We start from the raw sequence: 20,012 nt of genomic DNA on the forward strand, positions 1-20,012 counted from the left end.
GGTCCTCAGCCGTTCCGCGCGGCGAGCCAGTCCCGCATCGCCTCGGCCACCGCATCGGGCCTTTCCCAGGGCACGAAATGGCCGGCGTCCGCGATGCGCACCAGGGTCAGGTCCGGCACCAGCGCGTCCAGTCCGTCGAGCTGGACGGGCAGCAGCGCGCTGTCCCGCATCCCCCAGATCACCAGCGTCGGCTGGCCGAGCGGCGGGAAGGGCGCGTCGAGCCAGGGCGGCCGCTCCGGCGTATCGCCCGGGGCGGGCACCTGGATGGTGCTGGCGCGGTACCAGTTCAGCATCGCGGTCATCGCGCCGGGCTGGCTCCATTCGTCGAGATAGGCGGGCTTCTCGGGCGCGAGCAGCGCCGGATCGGCATGCTTGGCGAAAGTGGTGTCGAAGAAATTCTCCAGCCCGATCCGCGCGAGGAACTGCTCGAAATCGGGGTTGCGGAACGCAGTGATGTACTGGCTGGCCTCGCGCTGGGCCGGATCGTCGAACAGGCTGCGCTGGAAGACCAGCGGGTGCGGGGCGTTGACGATGATCAGCCGAGCGATGCGCTGCGGGTTCTGCAGCGCCGCCATCCAGGCGATGGCGCCGCCCCAGTCGTGCCCAGCCAGGGTGAAGGGCGCGAGCCCGAAATGATCGGCCAGCGCGAGCAGGTCCGCCACGGGCTTGTCGGGCGTATAGTGCGCCACGCCTTCGGGGCGGGCGGAATGGCCGAAGCCGCGCTGGTCGGGCGCGATGACGAAATGGTCGCGGGCCAGCGCCGGGATCTGGTGGCGCCAGGTGCGGTGCGATTCGGGGAAGCCGTGGAGCAGCAGGACCGGCGGCGCGGCGGGATCGCCCGCGATGGCGACGTTCAGCGCCACGCCGGTGGGAAGCGTGATCTGCCGGAGTTCGAAATCGGCCATGTCTGCCTTTCCCGCTTGTCTCTTTGCCACAGGGTAGGCCGGGGGCGACCCATCCTCAACCGTCATCCTCGCGCCCGCGTGTCGATAATGGCGGCTGTCCGGGCCGTATCGCGCGCTTGCCCCTGGTGCGGCTGGTCAGGTGATAATGGAAGCAGCGGTCGCAGCGATAGGGGCGCAGCGCCAGCCCCGATGCGCGGATCGCGTCCAGCGCATCGGGCATCGTCGCATAGCGCCGCTTGCGCCGGCAGATGCTGAGCCGCGTCCTAGGGATAGCTCACCGTCTTCGGCACTTCGGGGATCGGGATGAACTCCTTGTCGTCGCCCGGCACCTTGGGGAAGTTGCCCGCCTTCCAGTCTTCCTTGGCCTGGTTGATGCGGTCGCGGCTGGAGGAGACGAAGTTCCACCAGACGTGGCGCGGCGTCGCGAAATCCTCGCCGCCGCACAGCATCACGCGTGCGGCGCCGGTGGAGCGCAGGATCGCGGTGATGCCGGGGCGCAGGATGTAGAGCGTGGAGACTTCCATCTCGATCCCGTCGATGCTGGCATCGCCATAGGCAAGATAGATGGCGCGCTCGTCGGCGGAGGGATCGATCGGCACCGCGCCGCCCGCGTCGAGCGCGATATCGGCATAGATGGTCTGGGCATAGGTGGTGGTGGGCGCCCTGGCGCCCCACAGCTCGCCCATGATCACCCGGCAGCGCGCGCCGGGCGTCTCGACGAGCGGCAGTTCGCCGGCGCCGACATGCTCGAAGGCCGGGGCCATTTCCTCGTTCGCCTCGGGCAGGGCGAGCCAGGTCTGGATGCCGGACAGCTCCGGGCCCTTCGCGCGCTCGGCGCTGGGCGAGCGTTCCGAATGGACGATGCCGCGCCCGGCGGTCATCAGGTTCACCGCGCCCGGCTCGATCGTGGCGAAGGTGCCGAGCGAGTCGCGATGGTCGATCGCGCCGGCATAGAGATAGGTGACGGTGGCGAGGTTGATGTGCGGGTGCGGGCGCACGTCGATGCCGGTGCCGACGTCCAGCCGCGCCGGGCCCATCTGGTCGAAGAAGATGAAGGGCCCCACCATCGTCCGCGGCCGGGAAGGCAGCGTGCGGTGGACCTTGAAGCCGCCCAGATCATGGGTGGTGGGAGTGATGGTCTGGAGGAACAGGTCGTCGGTCATGATGCTCTCCTTGGAGAGCGGCATAGCTCGGCCGGCCGGCGGCGGACAGCCACGCTTTGGAAAGGCAGGATTTCCGATCGTGCGGTTCCGCCGCGCGGCACCGGCTCATTCTCCCGGCGCGCGGGCCCGGATCGCCAATGCGTGGATGCGCGAGACGAGCAGGTCGGCGAGCGCGTTGTTGATCAGGCGCTGGCGCTGAACGCGCGACAGGCCCTGAAAGGCTCCGCTCTCGACCACCACGGTCCAGTGCGATTCGCCGGTGCCGTCGTCGCCCAGATGGCCGGCATGGTGATGGCTGTCGTTGATCACTTCGAGATGCGCCGGGGCGAGCGCGGCGGTGAGACGGGCGGCGATGATGTCGGCGAGTCCGCCGGTGGCAGTGTCGGTCATCGCGCCTATATAGGCGGTTTGCGCAAGGGAGGTAGCGTGGCCGAGGGCCAGCACAGGAAGGACAGGCCGAACGCCCGTTTCCACGGCCGGGTGGAGGCGCCGGGGCGGTTGTGCGCCGAGCCGGGCTGCACCGAACCGGGCGAGTTCCGCGCGCCGATGGGCCATGCGCGTGGCGGCTATGACGGGCCGGGCGAGTATCGCTGGCTGTGCCTCGATCACGTCCGCGCGTTCAACTCGGGCTATAATTTCTTCCAGGGCATGACGCCCGACGAGATCCATGACGCCCAGCGCCCCTATGCCGGCTGGGAGCGCGAGACGCGTGCCTTTTCGGGCACGGGCGGCGCCGACAGGCCGCCGCGCTGGGCGGATTTCGCCGATCCGCTGGATGCGATCGGCGCGCGCTTCAAGGATCGCATGAAGGACCGGGCGGAGCGCAAGGACGGCAAGCCGCTCTCGGGCAAGGACCGCGAGGCGCTCAAGGTCCTCGACCTCGCAATCGATGCCGACCGCACGGCACTGCGCAAGCGCTATTCCGAACTGGTCCGCAGGTTCCACCCCGATCGCAATGGCGGCGACCGCAGCCATGAAGGCCGGCTCCAGCGGGTGATCGAAGCGTATCAGACGCTCAAGGGCTCGCCCGCCTTTGCCTAGGCGGTATCGTCGGTGGCGGGTTGGACCCTGAAACGAGTTCAGGGTGACGGAAGAAGTTGGTTCGAAGTGTTCCGGCTCGCCAAGCCAATCCCGCAACCCGAGTGCCGCTTCGCCTAGTCCGCCGGCCGGGTGTTCACCGCCAGCTGGTCCGCGAAGGCCCGCCGATAGGCCGGTCGGCCCTCGCCGCGCGCCACGTAGGCGGCGAGGTTCGGATATTCGTCGAGCAGGCCCGAGGGGCGGCAGCGGAGCAGCACCGAGACCATCATCAGGTCGCCCGCACTGAACGCGCCGTCGAGCCATTCGGCGTCGCCGAGATGCGTCGAGAGCTGCCCCAGCCGGGCGCGGATGCGGTCCTTGACCAGCGGCAGGCGGTCCTGGGTCCAGGGCTGCGCGCCCTCCTGGAACAGCGCGGTCGCAAGGTCGAGGATCGGCGGCTCCACCGTGTTCACCGCGGCGAACATCCAGGCGATTGCCCGGGCCCGCGCATCGGGGTCGTCGGGCAGCAGGCCCGCATGCCGCTCGGCAAGGTGGAACACGATCGCCCCGGTCTCGAACAGGGCGAGGTCGCCTTCCTCATAGGTGGGGATCTGGCCGAAGGGGTGCAGCGCGAGATGCGCGGGCGCCTTCATCGCGGCGAAGGAGACGAGCCGGACCGCATAGGGCTGGCCCGTCTCCTCGAGTGCCCAGCGCACCCGCGTGTCGCGCGCCAGCCCCTTGCCGCCATCGGGCGACCGTTCGAACGCCGTGATGGTGGCGGTCATCGCGGCTCAGCTCTTGCCGGGCGAGACGAAGCCGCAGGCCACGCCCTCGGGATCGACGATGCTGATCACCCATTCGCCGCCGGGCACCTGCTCGGGCCCCCACACGACCTGGCCGCCGCCGGCCTCGACCTTGGCGATCGCGTCGGTGATGTCGGGCACGCGGACATAGAAGCGCCAGCCCGGAGGAGTGCCCGGCTGCACGCGCATGATCGCGCCGACCGCCTCGCCCTTGCTGTCGCCATTGGCGATGAAGCTGTACTCGCCCATCTCGCCCATCGGCATGCCGCCCACCTTGGTGATGGCGAACAGCTTTTCGTAGAAGGCGAGCGCGGCGGCATCGTCGGGCGCGAGCAGCTCGTTCCACGCGACATGGCCGAGGCCCATCCGCTGATAGGCGGTGCTGGTTTGCGGCGAGGCGCCGCGCATCACATAGAAGGGCACGCCCTGCGGATCGGTGACCATCGCCAGCCGGCCGACATCGGGGATGTCGAAGGCGGGAAGGTGCACCTGCCCGCCGGCCGCGACCACCGCGGCGACCGATGCATCGACGTCATCGACGCCGAGATAGCCGAGCCACGTGGGCCGGGCGCCGCCGGCGATCATGTCGGCATTGAGCTGCATCACGCCGCCGGCCTGGCCGTCGGCCGCGTTGATCATGCGATAGTCCATGCCGCCCGGGGCGGGCTCGGCATCGATGTTCCAGCCGCAGACCGAATCGTAGAAGGCCTTGGCCTTGGCGGAGTCTCCGGTAACCAGCTCGTACCAGATGAAGCTTCCATGCGCGTTCATTTGCCTGCTCCCGTGTCCACGATCGCCTCGAAACCGCCCCAGAACATGCGCTGGCCGTCGAACGGCATCTCGCCCTCGGGCTTCATCCGCTCGTCCGCCATCACCTTCTCCCAGCCCGAATCGCGCGTCGCCTTGTCGGGCCATTCGATCCAGGAGAAGACCGGCGTCTCGCTCTCCTCGGCCTTCACCGCCATGTAGAAGTCGGTCACCTTGCCGCGCGGCACGTCATGGCCAAAGCCTTCCACCACGCGCAGCGCGCCATGTTCGATGAAGATCGGGGCAGCCTTCCTGGCCATCGCCAGATAGGATTCCCGGTCGCGCGCCGGCGCGACGAAACCGTCGATATAAGCCATTTTCACTCTCCTCTTCCGTCTTTGTCAGGCCGCGACCGGCGCGGGCTGGAAATCCGCGAGCTGCGCCGCCATCGCGCGCCGGAAGGCGGGCCGCGCCATGCCGCGCTCGACATAGGCGGCCAAAGCGGGGCGCGACGTGATCAGCGTGCTGCCGTCGGCGTTGCGCAGCACCGTCACCATCGCGATGTCGGCAACGCTGAAGCCGTCGCCCAGCCATTCGCGCTCGCCCAGCGCATCGGCGAGCCGATCCAGCCGCTTGCCCATGTCCTCCATCAGGCTCGGCAGGCGCAGCTTCGCCCATTCCGCGTCCTTGGAGAACAGCGTGACGTTGCCCAGTTCGAACAGTCCGGGCTCGACGCTGTTGAGCGCCGCGAACAGCCAGGCGATGCTCGTCGCCCGCTGCTGCGGATCATGCGACAGCAGCCGCGTGTCCTTCTCGGCCAAATGGAGCAGGATCGCGCCGCTCTCGAACAGCCGGACCTCGCCATCGTGCAGCACCGGCACCTGGCCCCAGGGCTGCTCCCTGAAATAGGAAGCGGGCTTGGGCGGGACCGGACTGATCAGCCGCATGGCATAGGGCAGGCCGATCTCCTCGCAGGCCCAGCGCGGCCTGAGATCGCGGACATAGCCGCGCGCGAAATCGGGCACCCAGTTGAAACCGGTGATCTCGACGGTCATGGCATCCTCCTCAACCGCGCGCCGCGGCTTCGATCGTGGCGATGTCGATCTTCTTCATCGTCATCATCGCCTCGAACGCCCGCTTCGCGCTTGCGGGATCGTCGCTGAAATTGAGCTCGATCAGCCGACGCGGGGTAATCTGCCAGTTGAAGCCCCATTTGTCCTTACACCAGCCGCACATGCTTTCCGCGCCGCCATTGCCGACGATCGCGTTCCACAGGCGATCGGTCTCTTCCTGGTCCTCGGTGAGGATCTGGAACGAGACGCTTTCGTTCGGCTTGAAATTGGGGCCGCCGTTCAGCCCGGCATAGCTGCGCCCGGCCAGGGTGAACTCGACGACCAGTGCCGCGCCTTCCTTCCCGCTCGGATTGTCGCCCGGCGCGCGGAAGATCCTGCCGACCCGGCTGTCGGGCAGCAGCGAGACGTAGAAGCTGGCGGCCTCCTCGGCCACATGGTCGAACCACAGGACGGTCGTGATCTTGTCTGCCATCGGTCCTCTCCTTCGGACTCTGAAATCAGCCGGCGATCGGGATCAGCGCGCGGACGCGGGGATCGCGGAACCACAGTCCGCCCCAGGCGAGCACGCCCAGATAGACGCCGAACAAGGTGTAGCTGAACAGCGGGCTGCCCACCCGGAAGTGCATCGCGACCGCGCCGCCCAGATAGCCGGTGAGCAGGATCGCGCCGAGCACCGCGGTGCGCGGCACCGCATAGAGAATGGTGCAGATCGCTAGGATCAGCCCGAGCTCGCGATACAGGTTCACGTCCGGGGCGATCCCGAGCGGCGGGCTGTAGGCGATCATCGCTGCCGGCGCGACGAGCTTGCCGCCCGCATCCATCGCCAGGAACAGGATGACGAGGCCGCTCAGCGCCCAGCCGATTGCGAAGTCACGCTTCATGCCGCGTCTCCTTCCCTCGCGTCCGCTCAGGCCGGCTCATGGGCGGGGCCGTCGGGGAACGCCGCCATCGCCGCCTCGAGATCCATGAACATCGGCTCGAAGATATGGCCGTCCGGATCCTCGAAGCTGCGGCCGTACATGAAGCCCATGTCCTGCTTCTCGCGGATATCCGCCTTGCCGCCGGCCTTGCCCGCCGCCTCGACGATCGCGTCCACCGCCTCGCGGCTGTCGCGCGAGATGCAGATCAGCGCCTCGGTCACCGCATGGGCATCGGCGATCGGCTTCGGCGTGAAGGTTTTGAAGAAGTCCCGCGACAGGATCATGAACACGATCGTGTCGCTGAGCTGCATCGCCGAGGCCTGCTCGTTGCTGAAGCGGGCGTCCTTGGTGCAGCCGATCGCTTCGTAGAAGGCGGTCGACCGGGCGACATCGGTCACGGGCAGGTTGACGAAGATCATCTGGGGCATGTTTTCTCTCCTGGGGATTTGGTTCAGTAGGTGAGGGAGGGATACCAGTCGGTCCCCCGGCCCTCGGGCGTGGAATCGAGGATGGTCCAGAGCGGCATCAGGTCGGGCGCGCCGCGCGGGTCCTGGCCGGGATCGGCACTGTCCGGGCCCATCTCCCCCGCCCAGAACAGGCGGGGGGTGCCGTCGCGCCGGGTGAAGACCAGCAGCTGCGGAATGTCCGAGCCGTCGGGAGCGATCGCGCCATAGTCGCGGCTGAACGCCTGGTCGCCGTCGGAATAGAGCGGGAGATGCCGCCAGCCGCGCTCGGCCTTGAACGCCGCGAGCTTGCCGATCGGCGATCGCGCGATCACCGCCAGGCCGGTGCGCCGGAGGATGTCGGGCGCCTCGCCGTCCCAGGCCGACAGCAGGGAAGTGCACATCGGGCAGGGCCGTTCGCGCTGCGGGCCGAACATATAGGTATAGACCACCAGCGTATCGTGCGGGCCGAACAGGTCCGTGAAGCGGGCCACGCCGTTTTCGCCCTGGAACGCATAGTCGCCGGTCACTTCCGGGCCCGACGGCAGCGCGCGACGCTGCTCGGCCACGCTTTCCAGATGGCGGCGCAGCGCGATCTCCTCGGCGAGCAGCGCGGTGCGCGCGGCACGATATTCCGGGGACTCGCCCGGCCAGCGCGTCGTCTCGCGCGCGGCCAGCTCTGCGGCGGGAACCAATGTCATCGGACTAAACCTCCGCTTTGGGTGGTCGGCGAATCGCTTTCTTGATCCTGATGCCCGACTCGGTTATTAAAAGCAACTATGGAGTCACAAAAAATAACTAACTCGGATTTCGCAAAGGCTCGCCGCTGGTATCAGGACGCGTGCGGGACGGCGCTCGCGATGGATCTGATCGGAGAACGCTGGTCGCTGCTGATTGTTCGCGAGCTGCTGCTGGGGCCGCGTCGCTTCGGCGAGATTCGCGGCGCGCTGGAGGGGCTCAGCGCCAATATCCTCACCCAGCGGCTCGAGGGGCTGGAGAAGGGCGGCATCCTGCGCCGCCGGCAGCTCCCCTCGCCGGTCAATGCCCAGGTGTATGAATTGACCCGCTGGGGCGCGGCGCTGGAGGAGCCGATCTTCGCGCTCAGCCGCTGGGCGGCGGGTTCTCCCGCGCACGACGTCACGCTGCCGCTCAGCAACGGCGCCTTCATGCTTTCGCTCAAGACGATGATGAATCGCGAGGGCGCGCAAGGGCTCTCGATCGACCTCGGCTTCCGCATCGGCGGCGAGCCGTTCCGCGCGACGATCGTGGATGGCGGGCTGGTGATCGAGCGCGGCGACCCCGCTGGCGCCGACGTGATCTTCGAAGGCGTGCCGACTCCGCTCGCCGCGACCTTCTATGGTCCGCAGCCGCTCGCCGAATCGATCCGCGAGGGGCGCGTGGCCGTCACCGGCGACGTCGCGCTGGCCCAGCGCTTCGTCGATCTGTTCGGCTTGCCCAGGTTCGAGAACGACTAAGGGCGGCCTGCTATCGGCGTCATCCTCGCTCGCGAAAGCGGGGACGGCATGGGCGTCCCTAGGTCCGGTTGCAGAAGCCCGGGCGGCGATCGCCCATGTCCCAGCAGCCGTCGAGGATCATCGTCTTCAGCGTCTCGCAGCCCCGCTGCGGCCCGCATTGGCCGTCGGGATTGACCACCGTGCACTGGCGCGCGAGCAGCGCCGCCTTCTGCCAGCCGATCTTCGATGCGCAGCTCGGGCCGTTGTCGCGCCAGTTCAGGCGCTTCTCGCGGGGGCGATAGTGGACCGGCCGCGGCGACGGGGCGGGCCGCCATTCCGGCGGCTGCGTCCAGCGGGGCGGCGCCTTGAGATAGCGGCGATAGGCAGTGCCGACGCATTCCGCCGTCTGGCAGGCGTCGCGCTCGCTGAGCAGCGCCTGGAGCTGCTGGCGCTGGACCCAGAGCCGTTGGCGGTCGGCGCCCTGGCGCTCCTCCGCCCATTGGCCGGCCAGCGTGCGGTGCAGCCAGTTCAGGCCCTTGTTGTCGCAGACCAGCCATTCGCCGCGCCGCAGCGCGCCTTCGCAATAGGGGACGGGATCGAGCCAGTTCGGCCCGCGATCGACCGGGCGGACCACCGGCGGCGGCGGACGCCGCGGGGGCGGGGGAGGCTGCTGGCCCCAATCGCAACCGGCGAGCGGCGCGAGCAGCGCCAGGAACAACAGCTTCCCGTTCATTGTCTTCCCCAGAGAAATGGATCGGTAGGTGCGCGCGCCCGTTACTGTGGCGTCATGATCCCATGAAAGCCGATTCGAGGAAAGGGCTTGCGGCGGAAGGCGACGTCGGTGCGTTTTGCGCGATGCCCGTTGCAGTGCGGCACGGGAGCTTCTAGTCGCTCTGGCGACGGAAGGATCCGAAGACATGGCCGATATCCCCAACACCCAGCCCGACAGCCGGAGCACCACGATCCTCGACACGCCCGACAAGATGGTGAAGGCGCGCGACCTGTTCGGGATCGACAGCGACCTCGAAGTGCCGGCGTTCAGCGAGGCGGACGAGCGCGTGCCCGATCTCGATCCCGCCTATGTCTTCGATCCGGATACGACGCTGGCGATCCTGGCCGGCTTCGCGCACAATCGCCGCGTGATGGTCCAGGGCTATCACGGCACCGGCAAGTCGACGCATATCGAGCAGGTGGCGGCGCGGCTGAACTGGCCCTGCATCCGCATCAACCTGGACGCGCATATCAGCCGCATCGACCTGATCGGCCGCGACGCGATCGTGCTCAAGGACGGCCAGCAGATCACCGAGTTCCGCGAGGGCCTGCTCCCCTGGGCGCTGCAGACCCCGACCGCGCTGGTGTTCGACGAATATGATGCGGGCCGCCCGGACGTGATGTTCGTGATCCAGCGCGTGCTGGAGACCGAGGGCAAGCTGACGCTGCTCGACCAGAACCGCGTGATCCGCCCCAATCCCTATTTCCGCCTGTTCGCCACCGCGAACACCGTGGGCCTGGGCGACACCAGCGGCCTCTATCACGGCACCCAGCAGATCAACCAGGGCCAGATGGACCGCTGGAACATCGTGGTGACGCTCAACTATCTGCCCGCCGCGGTCGAGGCGCAGATCGTACTCGCCAAGTCGGGCGATTTCGACAAGCCGGGCGGCAAGGAGCTGGTCGAGAACATGGTCCGCGTGGCCGACCTGACCCGCAAGGGCTTCGTCGCCGGCGACATCTCCACCGTGATGTCGCCGCGCACCGTGATCACCTGGGCGCAGAATGCCGAGATCTTCAAGGATGTCGGCTTCGCCTTCCGCCTGTCGTTCCTCAACAAGTGCGACGAGGCGGAGCGCGCGCAGGTGGCCGAATATTATCAGCGCGTGTTCGGCAAGGACCTGCCCGAAAGCGTGGTGAGCAAGGCCTGACTGAGCGGCGCGGCGGCGCCTAGCCCTTCTTCTCCGTCTCGCGCGGCGCGAACTCGATCGCCACGGTCATCGCCAGCCACACTGCGAGCGTCGGCTGGAGCTGGACCGGCAGCTGCGCGCCCGGCGTGAGCAGGATCTTGAGCGCGAGCGGCATGAGCGCGACCCCTGCCGCGGCGAGCAGCGCATAGGCGATCCGCTGCTTGCTCGACGAGACGTAGAGGATGGTGATCACCATCGACGCGGTGCCGACAAGGACGATGGTATAGTCGCGGGTGCCCAGCGTCTCGGTGCTCGCCATCACGAAGCCGAGCACCGCGCCGAAGAAGATGCCCAGGCCATTGAGGTTGGCGCTATATTCCCCGTGGCTCATCCGCCCGAGGCCGATACGGTCGAGAAGCTTCATTCGATCCCCCTTGCCCGGAACCATGAAGCGCGGGCGCGGCCAAGGCAATCATGGATCGATCGGCGATTGTGTTGCCCTTCGCGCCCGGGCAAGCTCGGCGCGGGGAAGCGCGGGCAATCGCGCGAAAGGGGGGAAGATGATCCGGAAATCGAAGGGGCTCGCCATGCTGGCGGGCGTGCCGATGCTTATAGCCACGGCGCCGGCGGGTGGCGGCAATATGGCGGTGTTTCCGCTGCCCGACACGATGTGGCCCGATCCGGCTGCGCCGATCGGCAGGGCGTTCACGCTGAAGCCGGGCGAGGAACTGATGCGCGCTTCGGTCAAGCAGACGCAGAAGCTCACGCTGCTCGCGCCGGTGAAGGTGTCGATCGACAGGTTCACCGACGAGATCGCCGCCGGCGAGGAACTGACCGCAGTGGTCGCGCCCGAGGCGACGCAGGCCAAGATAGGCGGCAAGGGGCTCTATTTCTGCGGGCGCGACCAGCGTGGCCGTTCGGGGCTGGGCGCGGCGCTGCTCGGCGGCCTCGCCTCCAAGTTCATGCCGATCGTCCGCTTCTGCTTCATCGATGGCGACAAGGACGGCAAGCTCGACCAGGTCTTCCTCGCCGGTGCCAAGGACGAGGCGCTGCAAAAGGCGATCCCGATCGATGCGGTGGCGTACAAGACCGAATATCTGGTGCCGCGCGATGCCGGCCAGTATCTGCGGTTGCGCTATCGGAAATACACGCCCGAGAGCAACAAGGTGCAGCTCGAGCTCGAAGTCTATGAAGACGGCAGGAAGCGGAGCTTCGACTATGTGCTGTACAACGGCTCTGCCGGGCCGCTGCAGCGTCAGGTGCCCTATCTCCAGACCAATCCCAGGAAGATCCCCTATCCGGTGTTCTTCAACAATGTGATGGGCGCGGTCGTGCGGGTCGACGGCGTCGACGCCGAGGGCAATGCGCGCTTCACCATCGAGCGCAATTTCCGCCCGACCCTGTTTCGCCCGATCTCGATCGAGGTGCGCTACATCTACATCTATATCTAGCCGAGGCTTGCATCGCGCGGCCAAGCTTCCCAAAGCGGGAGCATGGCCGCCGACTCTCCCCTCGACAGGTTCCGCAACGTGCTGGGCGGCGCCGCGCGCGCGCTTTCGGGCGAGCGCGAGGCCGAGCTGAGCTTCACCGGCGAGGCGCCGCGCCAGGACGGGCGCCAGATCAAGGTGCCGACGCCGTCACGCACGCTGCCGGCCGAGGAAGTGGCCGAGGCGCGCGGCTTCGCCGACAGCTTCGCGCTGCGCATGCGCCACCATGACAACGGCCTGCACCTGAAAGCGGCGCCCCGGGAGCCGGTGGCCCGCGCGGTGTTCGACGCGGTCGAGACGGCGCGGGTCGAGGCGCTGGGTTCGCGCGGCTATGCCGGCATCGCCGCCAATCTCGAGCACGCGCTCGAACTGAAATTGCGTGCCGATCCGATCACGCGCGCCCGCAATCGCGAGGAAGTGCCGCTCTCCACCGCGCTGGGATTGATGGTCCGCGAGCGGCTGACCGGGCGCGAATCGCCCGGCGCGGCGGCGCTCGGCATGGCGCTGATCCGCGACTGGATCGAGGCGCGGGCCGGTGCCGACCTCGATGCGCTGGCGCTGGCGATCGACGACCAGCGCGCCTTCGCCTCGCTCGCGTCGAAGCTGCTCCACGACCTGGAGCTCACCGAAGGCGATGTGCTGCCCGATGAGGCGGACGAGGGTGGCGGCGAGGACGAGGGCACCGACGAAGAGGAGCAGCCCGGCGACGAGGAGGGCGAGAGCGAAACGAGCCAGGGCGAGGGCCAGGCCGAGGCGCGCGGCGAGCAGCGCGAGTCCGATACCGGCGAGGAAGGCGAGCAGCAGCAGTCCGACGCGATGGAGGATGGCGACGGCGAGCCGGGCGACGAAGGCGACGAGGGCATGATGCCCGTGCGGCCCAATCGCCCGTGGAGCGACCTGCCGCCCCAGTTCGAATATCGCGCCTATACCACCCAGTTCGACGAAGTGATCGCGGCCACCGAGCTGTGCGACACCGAGGAGCTGGATCGCCTCCGCTCCTATCTCGATCAGCAGCTCGTCCATCTCCAGGGCGCGGTGACCAAGCTCGCCAACCGGCTCCAGCGCCGGCTGATGGCCCAGCAGAACCGCAGCTGGGACTTCGACCAGGAGGAGGGGCTGCTCGACGCGGCACGGCTGGCGCGGGTGGTGATCAACCCCATGCAGTCGCTCTCCTACAAGGCGGAGAAGGACACCGAGTTCAAGGACACGGTGGTCACGCTGCTGATCGACAATTCGGGCTCGATGCGCGGGCGGCCGATCTCGATCGCGGCGATCAGCGCCGATATCCTGGCGCGCACGCTGGAGCGGGTCGGCGTGAAGACCGAGATTCTCGGCTTCACCACGCGCGCCTGGAAGGGTGGGCAGAGCCGGGAGAAATGGCTCACCGATGGCCGCCCGGCCCAGCCCGGCCGCCTCAATGACGTGCGCCACATCGTCTACAAGCAGGCCGACGAGCCCTGGCGCCGCGCGAAGAAGGCGCTCGGGCTGATGATGCGCGAGGGGCTGCTCAAGGAGAATATCGACGGCGAGGCACTGCTCTGGGCGCATCAGAGAGCGATCGGCCGGCCCGAGGACCGCAAGATCCTCATGGTGATATCGGACGGTGCGCCGGTCGACGATTCGACGCTCTCGGTGAATTCGGGCTCCTATCTGGAACGCCATCTGCGCCAGGTGATCGGCTGGATCGAGGCGCGCTCTCCCGTCGAGCTGGTGGCGATCGGCATCGGCCATGACGTGACGCGCTATTACAGCCGGGCGGTGACGATCATGGACGCCGAGCAGCTTGCCGGCACGATGGTCGAGCAGCTGGCGGCGCTCTTCGACACGGAATGAACGTCGATCCGCCCCCGGGCGGCTTTCACGGGCCGGTCAAGCGCTCCGTCACCATTGCCGGGCATCAGACCTCGATCAGCCTCGAGCCGCTTTTCTGGGAAGCGCTGGAGCGCGCGGCGGCCGAGCGCGCCCTGCCGCTCAACGCGCTGGTCGCGGCGATCGACCATGCCCGGATCGGCGGCGAGGATCCGCCCAACCTTGCCAGCGCGATCCGCACCTGGTTGCTGGGGCAGCCGCGCGATGGGCAGCTGCCGCCGGCAGCATGACGTTATTCCGCAACAAATTCGCGACAAAGATGCGAACCGCTCGCATTAGCATTGACTCTGAGAACGCCTCGCAATAGCTCGCCCCGAAATAACCTGTTCAGGGGGACCAATTGTGAGTCGTGTTTCCACCGCGCGTTCGGGCGCGTCGTTCCTTGCGCTGGCCTGTGTCGGCTTCATCGCCACCGCGCCGGCCGCGCATGCCGCCGACGGCAGCGGGCCGGTGCCCGCCGACGCGGACAAGGACGGCCAGGATCGCAGCGCCGAGGATCGCGAGCAGATCGTCGTCACCGGCGGCCGCGCCGAGCTGCAGGGGCCGAAGGCCACCGCCTCCGTCCAGAACACCCCGCGTTCGGTGGTGATCCTGCCGAAGGACGTGATCGACCAGACCGGCTCGACGACGCTGGCCGATGCGCTGCGCACCGTGCCGGGCATCACCTTCGGTGCCGCGGAAGGCGGCAACCCGATCGGCGATCGCCCCTTCATCCGCGGCTTCGACAGCCAGGGCTCGACCTTTGTCGACGGCGTGCGCGACACTGCGGCTCAGTCCCGCGATACGTTCGCGATCGAGCAGGTCCAGGTGATCCGCGGTTCGGATTCGACGCTGGGCGGCCGCGGCAGCGCCGGCGGCTCGATCAACATCATCACCAAGGTGCCGCAGCAGGCCAGCTTCATCCGCGCGACCGGCAGCGTCGGCACCGCGGACTACAAGCATGCCGCGCTGGACGTGAACCAGTATCTGGGCGGCGGCATCGGCGTGCGCGTCGCGGCGATGTGGCACGATCAGGACGTCGCCGGCCGCGATGCGATCTGGCAGCGGCGCTGGGGCGTCGCGCCGTCGGTGACCATCGGCCTCGGCACGCCCACCCGCCTGACGGCCTCCTATTATTACCTCGAGAGCCATGAGCTGCCCGACAGCGGCATCCCCTATCTCTACACGCTGGCCAATGCCCCGGGCACCGGCGAGATCTATTCGGAGCCGGCCATCGGCAATGTGCGGACGATCGCCGGCGTGACCGGCCGTGTCGACCGCGACACCTTTTACGGCCTGAAGAGCCGCGACTTCCGCGATACCTTCACGCATCAGGCCACGGTACGCGTCGAGCATGACTTCGGCACGGTGACGCTGCGCAACACCTCGCGCTACAATTACAACGAGCAGAACTATATCTACACCCAGCCCGACGATCAGCAGGGCAATGTCTATGGCACCAATGCCGCGGCGACGGCGACGGCGGGCGGTCTCGTCTGGCGGCGGGCGAACACCCGCTATGGCTATGCCGAGTCGCTCACCAACCAGACCGACCTGTTCGGCACCTTCGAGACCGGGGCGATCAAGCACAGCTTCGCGACCGGCTTCGAGATCAGCTGGGAGAAGGCGCGCCGCGGCGCCTATGTCCTCGCCACCGGTTCGGGCATCACCCCGCGCTGCACGCCGGCCGCGATCAGCCGCTTCTACTGCACCAGCCTGTTCAGCCCGAACCCGAGCGACCCCTGGGTCAACTATACCGGCGACGCCACCACTGCGACGACGCCGATCGTGAAGGGCGCGCCCACCGCGGAGACCCAGAACGACGCGCACACCCTCTCGGCCTATGCCTTCGATTCGATCACGCTGCTCCCGTCGCTGATCCTCAACCTGGGCGGCCGCGTCGACCGGTTCACGTCGCGGATCACGCCGGCGCTCGCCGCGGGCGCCACCCAGACGACGCCGCTCGAGCGCACCGACACGCTGTTCAACTGGCAGGCGGGCCTGGTCTTCAAGCCGACGGCGAACACCAGCCTATATGCGAGCTACGCGACCGCGGCGACGCCGCCGAACAGCCTGCTCGGCGAAGGGCAGGAGCCGAACGCCCTGCCGACCACCAACACCGCCGCCAACCTGGCGCTGCTCGACAGCCTGAAGGTGGAGAAGACCAAGAGCTATGAAGTGGGCGCCAAGGCCGGGCTGTTCGACAACCAGCTCTCGCTGACCCTGGCCGCCTTCCAGACCGACACCGACAATGCCCGCGCGACCGGCCCGGACAATACGGTGCAGTTCATCGGCAAGCGCCGCATCCGCGGCATCGAGTTCAGCTTCAACGGCAACCTGACCAAGTGGCTGAACGTGTTCGGCGGCTACACCCATCTCGATCCGAAGATCGTCGATGGCGGCTATACCGTGCTGACCGCGGCGGCGGTCACGGTGGGCGGCGTCGTCGTCCAGCAGCCCAAGACCCTGCTCGTGCCCTCGGTCAACACCGGCCGCCAGGCGACCCAGACGGCGCGGGACAGCTTCACGCTGTGGGCCAATGCCACGCCGATCAAGGGCCTCAGCATCGGCGGCGGCGCCTATTATATGAGCCGGGTGTTCGGCGGCTATTCCGACAATCGCAGCTTCACCCAGAATGCCGCGGGCGTCACCACCTACACGCCGGCCACCAAGGTCCGCATCGTGACGGTGCCCGAATATTGGCGCTTCGACGCCCGTATCGGCTACACGATCAACGAGCATTTCGATGTGAGCGTCAACGTGCAGAACCTGACCGACAAGGTCTATTTCCCCCAGGCCTATACGGCGCATTATGCGTCGATCGCGCCGGGCCGCTCGGCCTTCGCCACGCTGGGAGTGAAATTCTGAGCGAAAGCCTGGACAGCCTCTCCGCGGACGAAATCGCCGCCCGCCTCTCCGGTTCGCCGGAGGCGCGGGCGGCGCTCGTTCGGGCGGGCGCCGAGCAGGGTGTGGCCGAAGCGCAGGCCGTGCTGGGCCAGATGCTGCTCGACGCGGGCGAACCGCGCGAAGGTTTTGCCTGGTTCAACAAGGCGGCCGCCCAGGGCCATCTGATGGCGCTCAACATGGTCGGGCGCTGCTATGATCTCGGCTGGGGCACGCCGGTCGACAAGGCGCGGGCCGCCGAATGCTTCCGCATCGCCGCCGCGCGCGGGCTCGATTGGGGCATGTACAATTACGCGACCGCGCTGGCACTCGGCGCCGGCGTGGCCGAGGACAAGGCCGCGGCGCTCGCCTGGTTCGAAAAGGCCGCGGCGATGGGCAATGCCAAGGCGATCAACTATGTCGGCAGCTTCCATGAGGATGGCTGGGTAGTAGCGCGCGACATGGCCAGGGCGGCGGATCTCTATCGGCAGGCGGCCGAGGGCGGCGATTTCCGCGGCGCATTCAATCATGCCCGGATGCTGCTGGACGCGGGCCGGGTGGCGGAGGCACGGACCTGGCTCGCGCAGAGCCGCGAGACCGCCACGCCGGCCTTCGCGCAAAAGGCGCGCGACTGGCTGAAGGCCTCGCGCTGGCCCGAACTGGAGGCATTGCTGTGCTGATCGCCATTCCCGAACTGCTCTCGCCGGAAGAAGTGGCGGCGATCCGCCAGGTGATCGATGCGGCCGAATGGGTGGACGGCAATGTGACCTCGGGCGCGCAATCGGCGCTCGCCAAGCAGAACGACCAGCTGCCCGAAGGCGGCGAGGCGCATCGCCGCGCGGGCGCGATCATTCTCGACGCGCTGGGCCGCTCGCCGCTGTTCGTGGCGGCGGCGCTGCCGCTCAAGGTCTTTCCGCCGCTGTTCAACCGCTATGGCGGCGGGCAGAAGTTCGGCACTCATGTCGACAATGCGGTGCGCATCCAGCGCGGCACCGATTTCCGCATCCGTTCCGATCTCTCGATGACCGTCTTCCTCGAGGATCCCGCCGCTTATGACGGCGGCGAACTGCTGATCGAGGGGCAGTTCGGCGAGCAGGCGGTCAAGCTGCCGGCGGGGCATGCGATCCTCTATCCCTCGTCGAGCCTGCACCGGGTGGAGCCGGTGACGCGCGGCACGCGGGTGGCGAGCTTCTTCTGGCTCCAGTCGATGGTGCGCGACGACGGTGCCCGGCGGATCCTGTTCGAGATGGACCAGGCCGTGCAGCGGCTGGTGGCGACGCTCGGCAACGACGATCGCTCGGTAATCGAGCTGACCGGCGTCTATCACAATCTCCTGCGCCGCTGGGCCGACGCCTGAACCGAAGGCTGGCTCGGGCCCCAGGGTGGATCGACATTCGGGCAGGGGCCCTCTGCTCCCCTCTCTTCCAGGGAGAGGAAGCTAGAGCATCGCCTGAAATGCGGGGGAGAGATGCTCCACGAACCCGGTCGCCTCCCGCATGACCATATGCGCCGCCAGTCCCTCCCGTTCGGCCAGCGTCATTCCCGCCGGTCCCAGCACGGTGAGCGCCGTCGCCCAGCCGTCGGCCAGCATGCAGCTGGCGTGCAGCACCGTGACCGAGGCCATGCCATTGTCCAGTGGCCGGCCAGTGCGCGGATCGAGGGTGTGGGCATAGTCGCGCCCGCCATGCGCGAAGCTGCGGCGATAGTCGCCCGTGGTCGCCACCGACAGGCCGTGGAGCGCGGCACGCAGCGGCGCCAGGCGGCTGCCGGGCACGGGCTCGAGATCGATCCACCAGGGCTGGCCATCGGGCCTGATGCCTTCGCCGCGCAGTTCGCCGCCCACTTCGATCAGGAAATCGTGCAACTCCATGCTGCGCAGCATCTCGGCGACGCGATCGACGCCATGCCCCTTGGCGATGCCGGAGAAATCGAGCACGGCCTGGCCATGCCGGCGGGCGCGGCGATCGTCCTGCTCGATATGCGCGCGGCCGGAAATGGCGCGGGCGGCCGCGACTTCCCTGTCGCCCGGCAAGCCGGTGCGCGGGCCGGGCGGGCCGAAGCCCCACAGGTCGACCAGCGCGCCCATCGCGGGATCGAAGGCGCCGTCGCTCTTCTCCGCGATTTCGAGCGCGGCGGCGAGGACGCGGGCGAAACCGGCCGGCAGCGGCTGCCAGCGGCCGGGCTCGCTGCGGTTGAAGCGGGAAAGGGCGGAGTCCGGCACCCAATGGCTCATCTCGGCGACCACGCGGTCGAGCTCGGCCTGGATCTTCAAGGCGATCCCCTCGGGCGGGGCGACCAGGCGGGCCGACCAGCTGGTTCCCATCGTCTCGCCGGTGCAGCTGACGACCGGGGCTCCCGCCCGGCAGCGACGGAACGCTGCCGGGGAAAGGGCGGGAGGGATGGCTATCCTGGCGGTCATTGGTCGATCGCCATCCCGGTGAAGGCCGGGATGGCGGAATGTCGGTTACGGCGCCAGCACTTCGAGCGTGGTGACGTAGCTGACGCGAGCGCGGGGCGGGCCGGCGGGGCGATCGCCGCCGGGGCCGCGCGGGGCCGCCTGCTGGCCGGCAGGCGCCGCGCCGGCAGGGCGGGGAGCACCGGCGCCCGGGCCTTCGGGGCGCTCGCCGCCCTCATTGGCCATCACCCAGTACATGCCCGGATCGCCCCATTTGATCGAGACCTTGCCCTCGGCATCGGTCTTGAGGACCTGCTCCTTCAGATTGTCGCGATAGCGGATGCCGCCGGGAATGATGGTGACGGTGAGGCCGGCGCCGGGCTTGCCGTTCTTCAGGAACTGGAAGTTCGCCGGCTCATTGGTGACGAGATCGTTCGGATGGGTGATCGGCACCAGCTCGATGCCCCTGCCGCTGGTCTTGAACACCGTGCTGGTCGGCGCGCCCTGGGTGATGAAGATCTCGTTGCGGCTGAGATTCTCGGCGGTCTGCACATCGGTCGCGCCGGCCGGGATCGCGGCGGCGAGCGTCGCGGTGGTGGTGCCCCGCGGCAGCATCTTGCGCTCGCCGTTCAGCATGTAGCTGCCGAACACGCCCTCGTTGACCACGGCGACCTTGTAGGTGCCCTGCTGCGTCAGGTGCAGGTCGAACGTCGCGCGGAACTTGCCGACATTGTGGTTCTCGACCTTGCCTTCGCTGCCGTCGGGCTGAGTGACCAGGGGCACGGCGCGCAGCGGCTGGTGATCGAAGAAGAACAGGTCGTTCGACACGGCGGCGTCGACGGTCACCCAATTGTCGGTGCCCGAGACGGTGGTCGACGACGGCAGCATCCACATGCGGTGGGCGATGGCGGCCGGGGCGGCGATCGCGGCGATCGCGGCGGCGGCGAGAAGCGGCTTGCGGAAGTCCATGGCT

25 protein-coding genes are annotated in these 20,012 nt (G+C 68.2%); 9 read left to right on the forward strand and 16 right to left on the reverse strand.

Translation table 11 applies throughout. From position 1 onward, the window contains the following. Positions 1 to 5: 5 nt before the first annotated feature. The 4 genes from CAP40_RS05780 to CAP40_RS05795 all read right to left on the reverse strand — a co-directional run bounded on the left by CAP40_RS05780 (position 6) and on the right by CAP40_RS05795 (position 2,458). On the reverse strand, positions 6 to 905 hold the full coding sequence (locus CAP40_RS05780; RefSeq protein WP_086128335.1) for an alpha/beta fold hydrolase: 900 nt from the start codon (positions 903 to 905) through the stop codon (positions 6 to 8). A 55-nt stretch (positions 906 to 960) separates the two neighbouring features. Next, a complete protein-coding gene (locus CAP40_RS05785; RefSeq protein WP_256924029.1) occupies positions 961 to 1,125 on the reverse strand; it encodes a hypothetical protein in 165 nt (54 codons plus the stop codon). Between the two features lie 43 nt (positions 1,126 to 1,168). Then, on the reverse strand, positions 1,169 to 2,068 hold the full coding sequence (locus tag CAP40_RS05790) for a pirin family protein (RefSeq protein ID WP_086128488.1): 900 nt from the start codon (positions 2,066 to 2,068) through the stop codon (positions 1,169 to 1,171). A gap of 105 nt (positions 2,069 to 2,173) precedes the next feature. Next, a complete protein-coding gene (locus CAP40_RS05795) occupies positions 2,174 to 2,458 on the reverse strand; it encodes a BolA family transcriptional regulator (protein ID WP_086128337.1) in 285 nt (94 codons plus the stop codon). A gap of 108 nt (positions 2,459 to 2,566) precedes the next feature. Between CAP40_RS05795 and CAP40_RS05800 the strand changes: the two genes are divergently transcribed. Further along, on the forward strand, positions 2,567 to 3,109 hold the full coding sequence (locus CAP40_RS05800; RefSeq protein ID WP_256924045.1) for a J domain-containing protein: 543 nt from the start codon (positions 2,567 to 2,569) through the stop codon (positions 3,107 to 3,109). 113 nt (positions 3,110 to 3,222) lie between these two features. Here the strand turns inward: CAP40_RS05800 and CAP40_RS05805 are convergent, their stop codons facing one another. The 8 genes from CAP40_RS05805 to CAP40_RS05840 are packed head-to-tail and all read right to left on the reverse strand — an operon-like array spanning position 3,223 to position 7,772. Beyond that, a complete protein-coding gene (locus CAP40_RS05805) occupies positions 3,223 to 3,870 on the reverse strand; it encodes a glutathione S-transferase family protein (RefSeq protein ID WP_086128338.1) in 648 nt (215 codons plus the stop codon). A 6-nt stretch (positions 3,871 to 3,876) separates the two neighbouring features. Next, on the reverse strand, positions 3,877 to 4,659 hold the full coding sequence (locus tag CAP40_RS05810; RefSeq protein WP_086128339.1) for a VOC family protein: 783 nt from the start codon (positions 4,657 to 4,659) through the stop codon (positions 3,877 to 3,879). Continuing rightward, positions 4,656 to 5,012, reverse strand: coding sequence for a DUF1428 domain-containing protein (locus CAP40_RS05815; RefSeq protein ID WP_086128340.1), 357 nt, complete (start codon positions 5,010 to 5,012; stop codon positions 4,656 to 4,658). The genes CAP40_RS05810 and CAP40_RS05815 overlap by 4 nt, the downstream gene beginning before the upstream one ends. A gap of 24 nt (positions 5,013 to 5,036) precedes the next feature. Next, positions 5,037 to 5,690 carry a glutathione S-transferase family protein gene (locus tag CAP40_RS05820; protein ID WP_086128341.1) on the reverse strand — a complete coding sequence of 218 codons (654 nt, stop codon included), beginning with the start codon at positions 5,688 to 5,690 and terminating at the stop codon, positions 5,037 to 5,039. A gap of 10 nt (positions 5,691 to 5,700) precedes the next feature. Beyond that, positions 5,701 to 6,180: a VOC family protein gene (locus tag CAP40_RS05825; protein ID WP_086128342.1), complete on the reverse strand. Its 480-nt coding sequence runs from the start codon at positions 6,178 to 6,180 to the stop codon at positions 5,701 to 5,703. Positions 6,181 to 6,205: 25 nt separating this feature from the next. Then, positions 6,206 to 6,589 (reverse strand): DoxX family protein, encoded by a 384-nt coding sequence (locus tag CAP40_RS05830; protein ID WP_086128343.1) that lies wholly within the window; start codon positions 6,587 to 6,589, stop codon positions 6,206 to 6,208. 26 nt (positions 6,590 to 6,615) lie between these two features. Beyond that, positions 6,616 to 7,056: a VOC family protein gene (locus tag CAP40_RS05835; RefSeq protein WP_086128344.1), complete on the reverse strand. Its 441-nt coding sequence runs from the start codon at positions 7,054 to 7,056 to the stop codon at positions 6,616 to 6,618. 23 nt (positions 7,057 to 7,079) lie between these two features. Next, positions 7,080 to 7,772, reverse strand: coding sequence for a DUF899 family protein (locus tag CAP40_RS05840; protein ID WP_086128345.1), 693 nt, complete (start codon positions 7,770 to 7,772; stop codon positions 7,080 to 7,082). Positions 7,773 to 7,931: 159 nt separating this feature from the next. Here CAP40_RS05840 and CAP40_RS05845 point away from each other — a divergent pair, with 159 nt between their 5' ends. After that, a complete protein-coding gene (locus CAP40_RS05845) occupies positions 7,932 to 8,546 on the forward strand; it encodes a winged helix-turn-helix transcriptional regulator (protein ID WP_256924030.1) in 615 nt (204 codons plus the stop codon). A 58-nt stretch (positions 8,547 to 8,604) separates the two neighbouring features. Here CAP40_RS05845 and CAP40_RS05850 read toward each other — a convergent pair whose 3' ends face one another. Next, complete coding sequence (locus CAP40_RS05850; RefSeq protein ID WP_086128347.1) at positions 8,605 to 9,258, reverse strand: hypothetical protein; 654 nt, start codon at positions 9,256 to 9,258, stop codon at positions 8,605 to 8,607. A gap of 184 nt (positions 9,259 to 9,442) precedes the next feature. Between CAP40_RS05850 and cobS the strand changes: the two genes are divergently transcribed. After that, entirely contained in the window at positions 9,443 to 10,447 is a 1,005-nt protein-coding gene (gene cobS, locus CAP40_RS05855; protein ID WP_086128348.1) for a cobaltochelatase subunit CobS, read from the forward strand. 19 nt (positions 10,448 to 10,466) lie between these two features. Here the strand turns inward: cobS and CAP40_RS05860 are convergent, their stop codons facing one another. Beyond that, positions 10,467 to 10,850: a hypothetical protein gene (locus CAP40_RS05860; protein ID WP_086128349.1), complete on the reverse strand. Its 384-nt coding sequence runs from the start codon at positions 10,848 to 10,850 to the stop codon at positions 10,467 to 10,469. Positions 10,851 to 10,986: 136 nt separating this feature from the next. Here CAP40_RS05860 and CAP40_RS05865 point away from each other — a divergent pair, with 136 nt between their 5' ends. The 6 genes from CAP40_RS05865 to CAP40_RS05890 all read left to right on the forward strand — a co-directional run bounded on the left by CAP40_RS05865 (position 10,987) and on the right by CAP40_RS05890 (position 18,001). After that, positions 10,987 to 11,877, forward strand: coding sequence for a hypothetical protein (locus CAP40_RS05865; protein ID WP_144034234.1), 891 nt, complete (start codon positions 10,987 to 10,989; stop codon positions 11,875 to 11,877). Positions 11,878 to 11,919: 42 nt separating this feature from the next. Further along, the gene (gene cobT / locus CAP40_RS05870; protein WP_086128351.1) at positions 11,920 to 13,746 is read left to right on the forward strand and encodes a cobaltochelatase subunit CobT; all 1,827 of its coding nucleotides are present in this window, start codon (positions 11,920 to 11,922) and stop codon (positions 13,744 to 13,746) included. Beyond that, positions 13,743 to 14,012 carry a ribbon-helix-helix domain-containing protein gene (locus CAP40_RS05875; protein ID WP_086128352.1) on the forward strand — a complete coding sequence of 90 codons (270 nt, stop codon included), beginning with the start codon at positions 13,743 to 13,745 and terminating at the stop codon, positions 14,010 to 14,012. Before cobT ends, CAP40_RS05875 begins: the two co-directional genes overlap by 4 nt. A 112-nt stretch (positions 14,013 to 14,124) precedes the next feature. Continuing rightward, positions 14,125 to 16,629, forward strand: a complete 2,505-nt coding sequence (locus tag CAP40_RS05880) for a TonB-dependent siderophore receptor (protein WP_086128353.1) — start codon at positions 14,125 to 14,127, stop codon at positions 16,627 to 16,629. A gap of 101 nt (positions 16,630 to 16,730) precedes the next feature. Beyond that, positions 16,731 to 17,324 carry a tetratricopeptide repeat protein gene (locus CAP40_RS05885; protein ID WP_373384843.1) on the forward strand — a complete coding sequence of 198 codons (594 nt, stop codon included), beginning with the start codon at positions 16,731 to 16,733 and terminating at the stop codon, positions 17,322 to 17,324. Continuing rightward, complete coding sequence (locus tag CAP40_RS05890; RefSeq protein ID WP_086128354.1) at positions 17,318 to 18,001, forward strand: Fe2+-dependent dioxygenase; 684 nt, start codon at positions 17,318 to 17,320, stop codon at positions 17,999 to 18,001. Before CAP40_RS05885 ends, CAP40_RS05890 begins: the two co-directional genes overlap by 7 nt. An 81-nt stretch (positions 18,002 to 18,082) precedes the next feature. Here the strand turns inward: CAP40_RS05890 and CAP40_RS05895 are convergent, their stop codons facing one another. Both CAP40_RS05895 and CAP40_RS05900 read right to left on the reverse strand, forming a co-directional pair. After that, positions 18,083 to 19,063 carry an FAD:protein FMN transferase gene (locus CAP40_RS05895; protein ID WP_256924031.1) on the reverse strand — a complete coding sequence of 327 codons (981 nt, stop codon included), beginning with the start codon at positions 19,061 to 19,063 and terminating at the stop codon, positions 18,083 to 18,085. Positions 19,064 to 19,108: 45 nt separating this feature from the next. Beyond that, a complete protein-coding gene (locus tag CAP40_RS05900; protein ID WP_086128356.1) occupies positions 19,109 to 20,008 on the reverse strand; it encodes a DUF4198 domain-containing protein in 900 nt (299 codons plus the stop codon). Positions 20,009 to 20,012: the final 4 nt, after the last annotated feature.

The organism is Sphingomonas sp. IBVSS2 (assembly GCF_002127225.1).
Lineage (GTDB): Bacteria > Pseudomonadota > Alphaproteobacteria > Sphingomonadales > Sphingomonadaceae > Sphingomonas.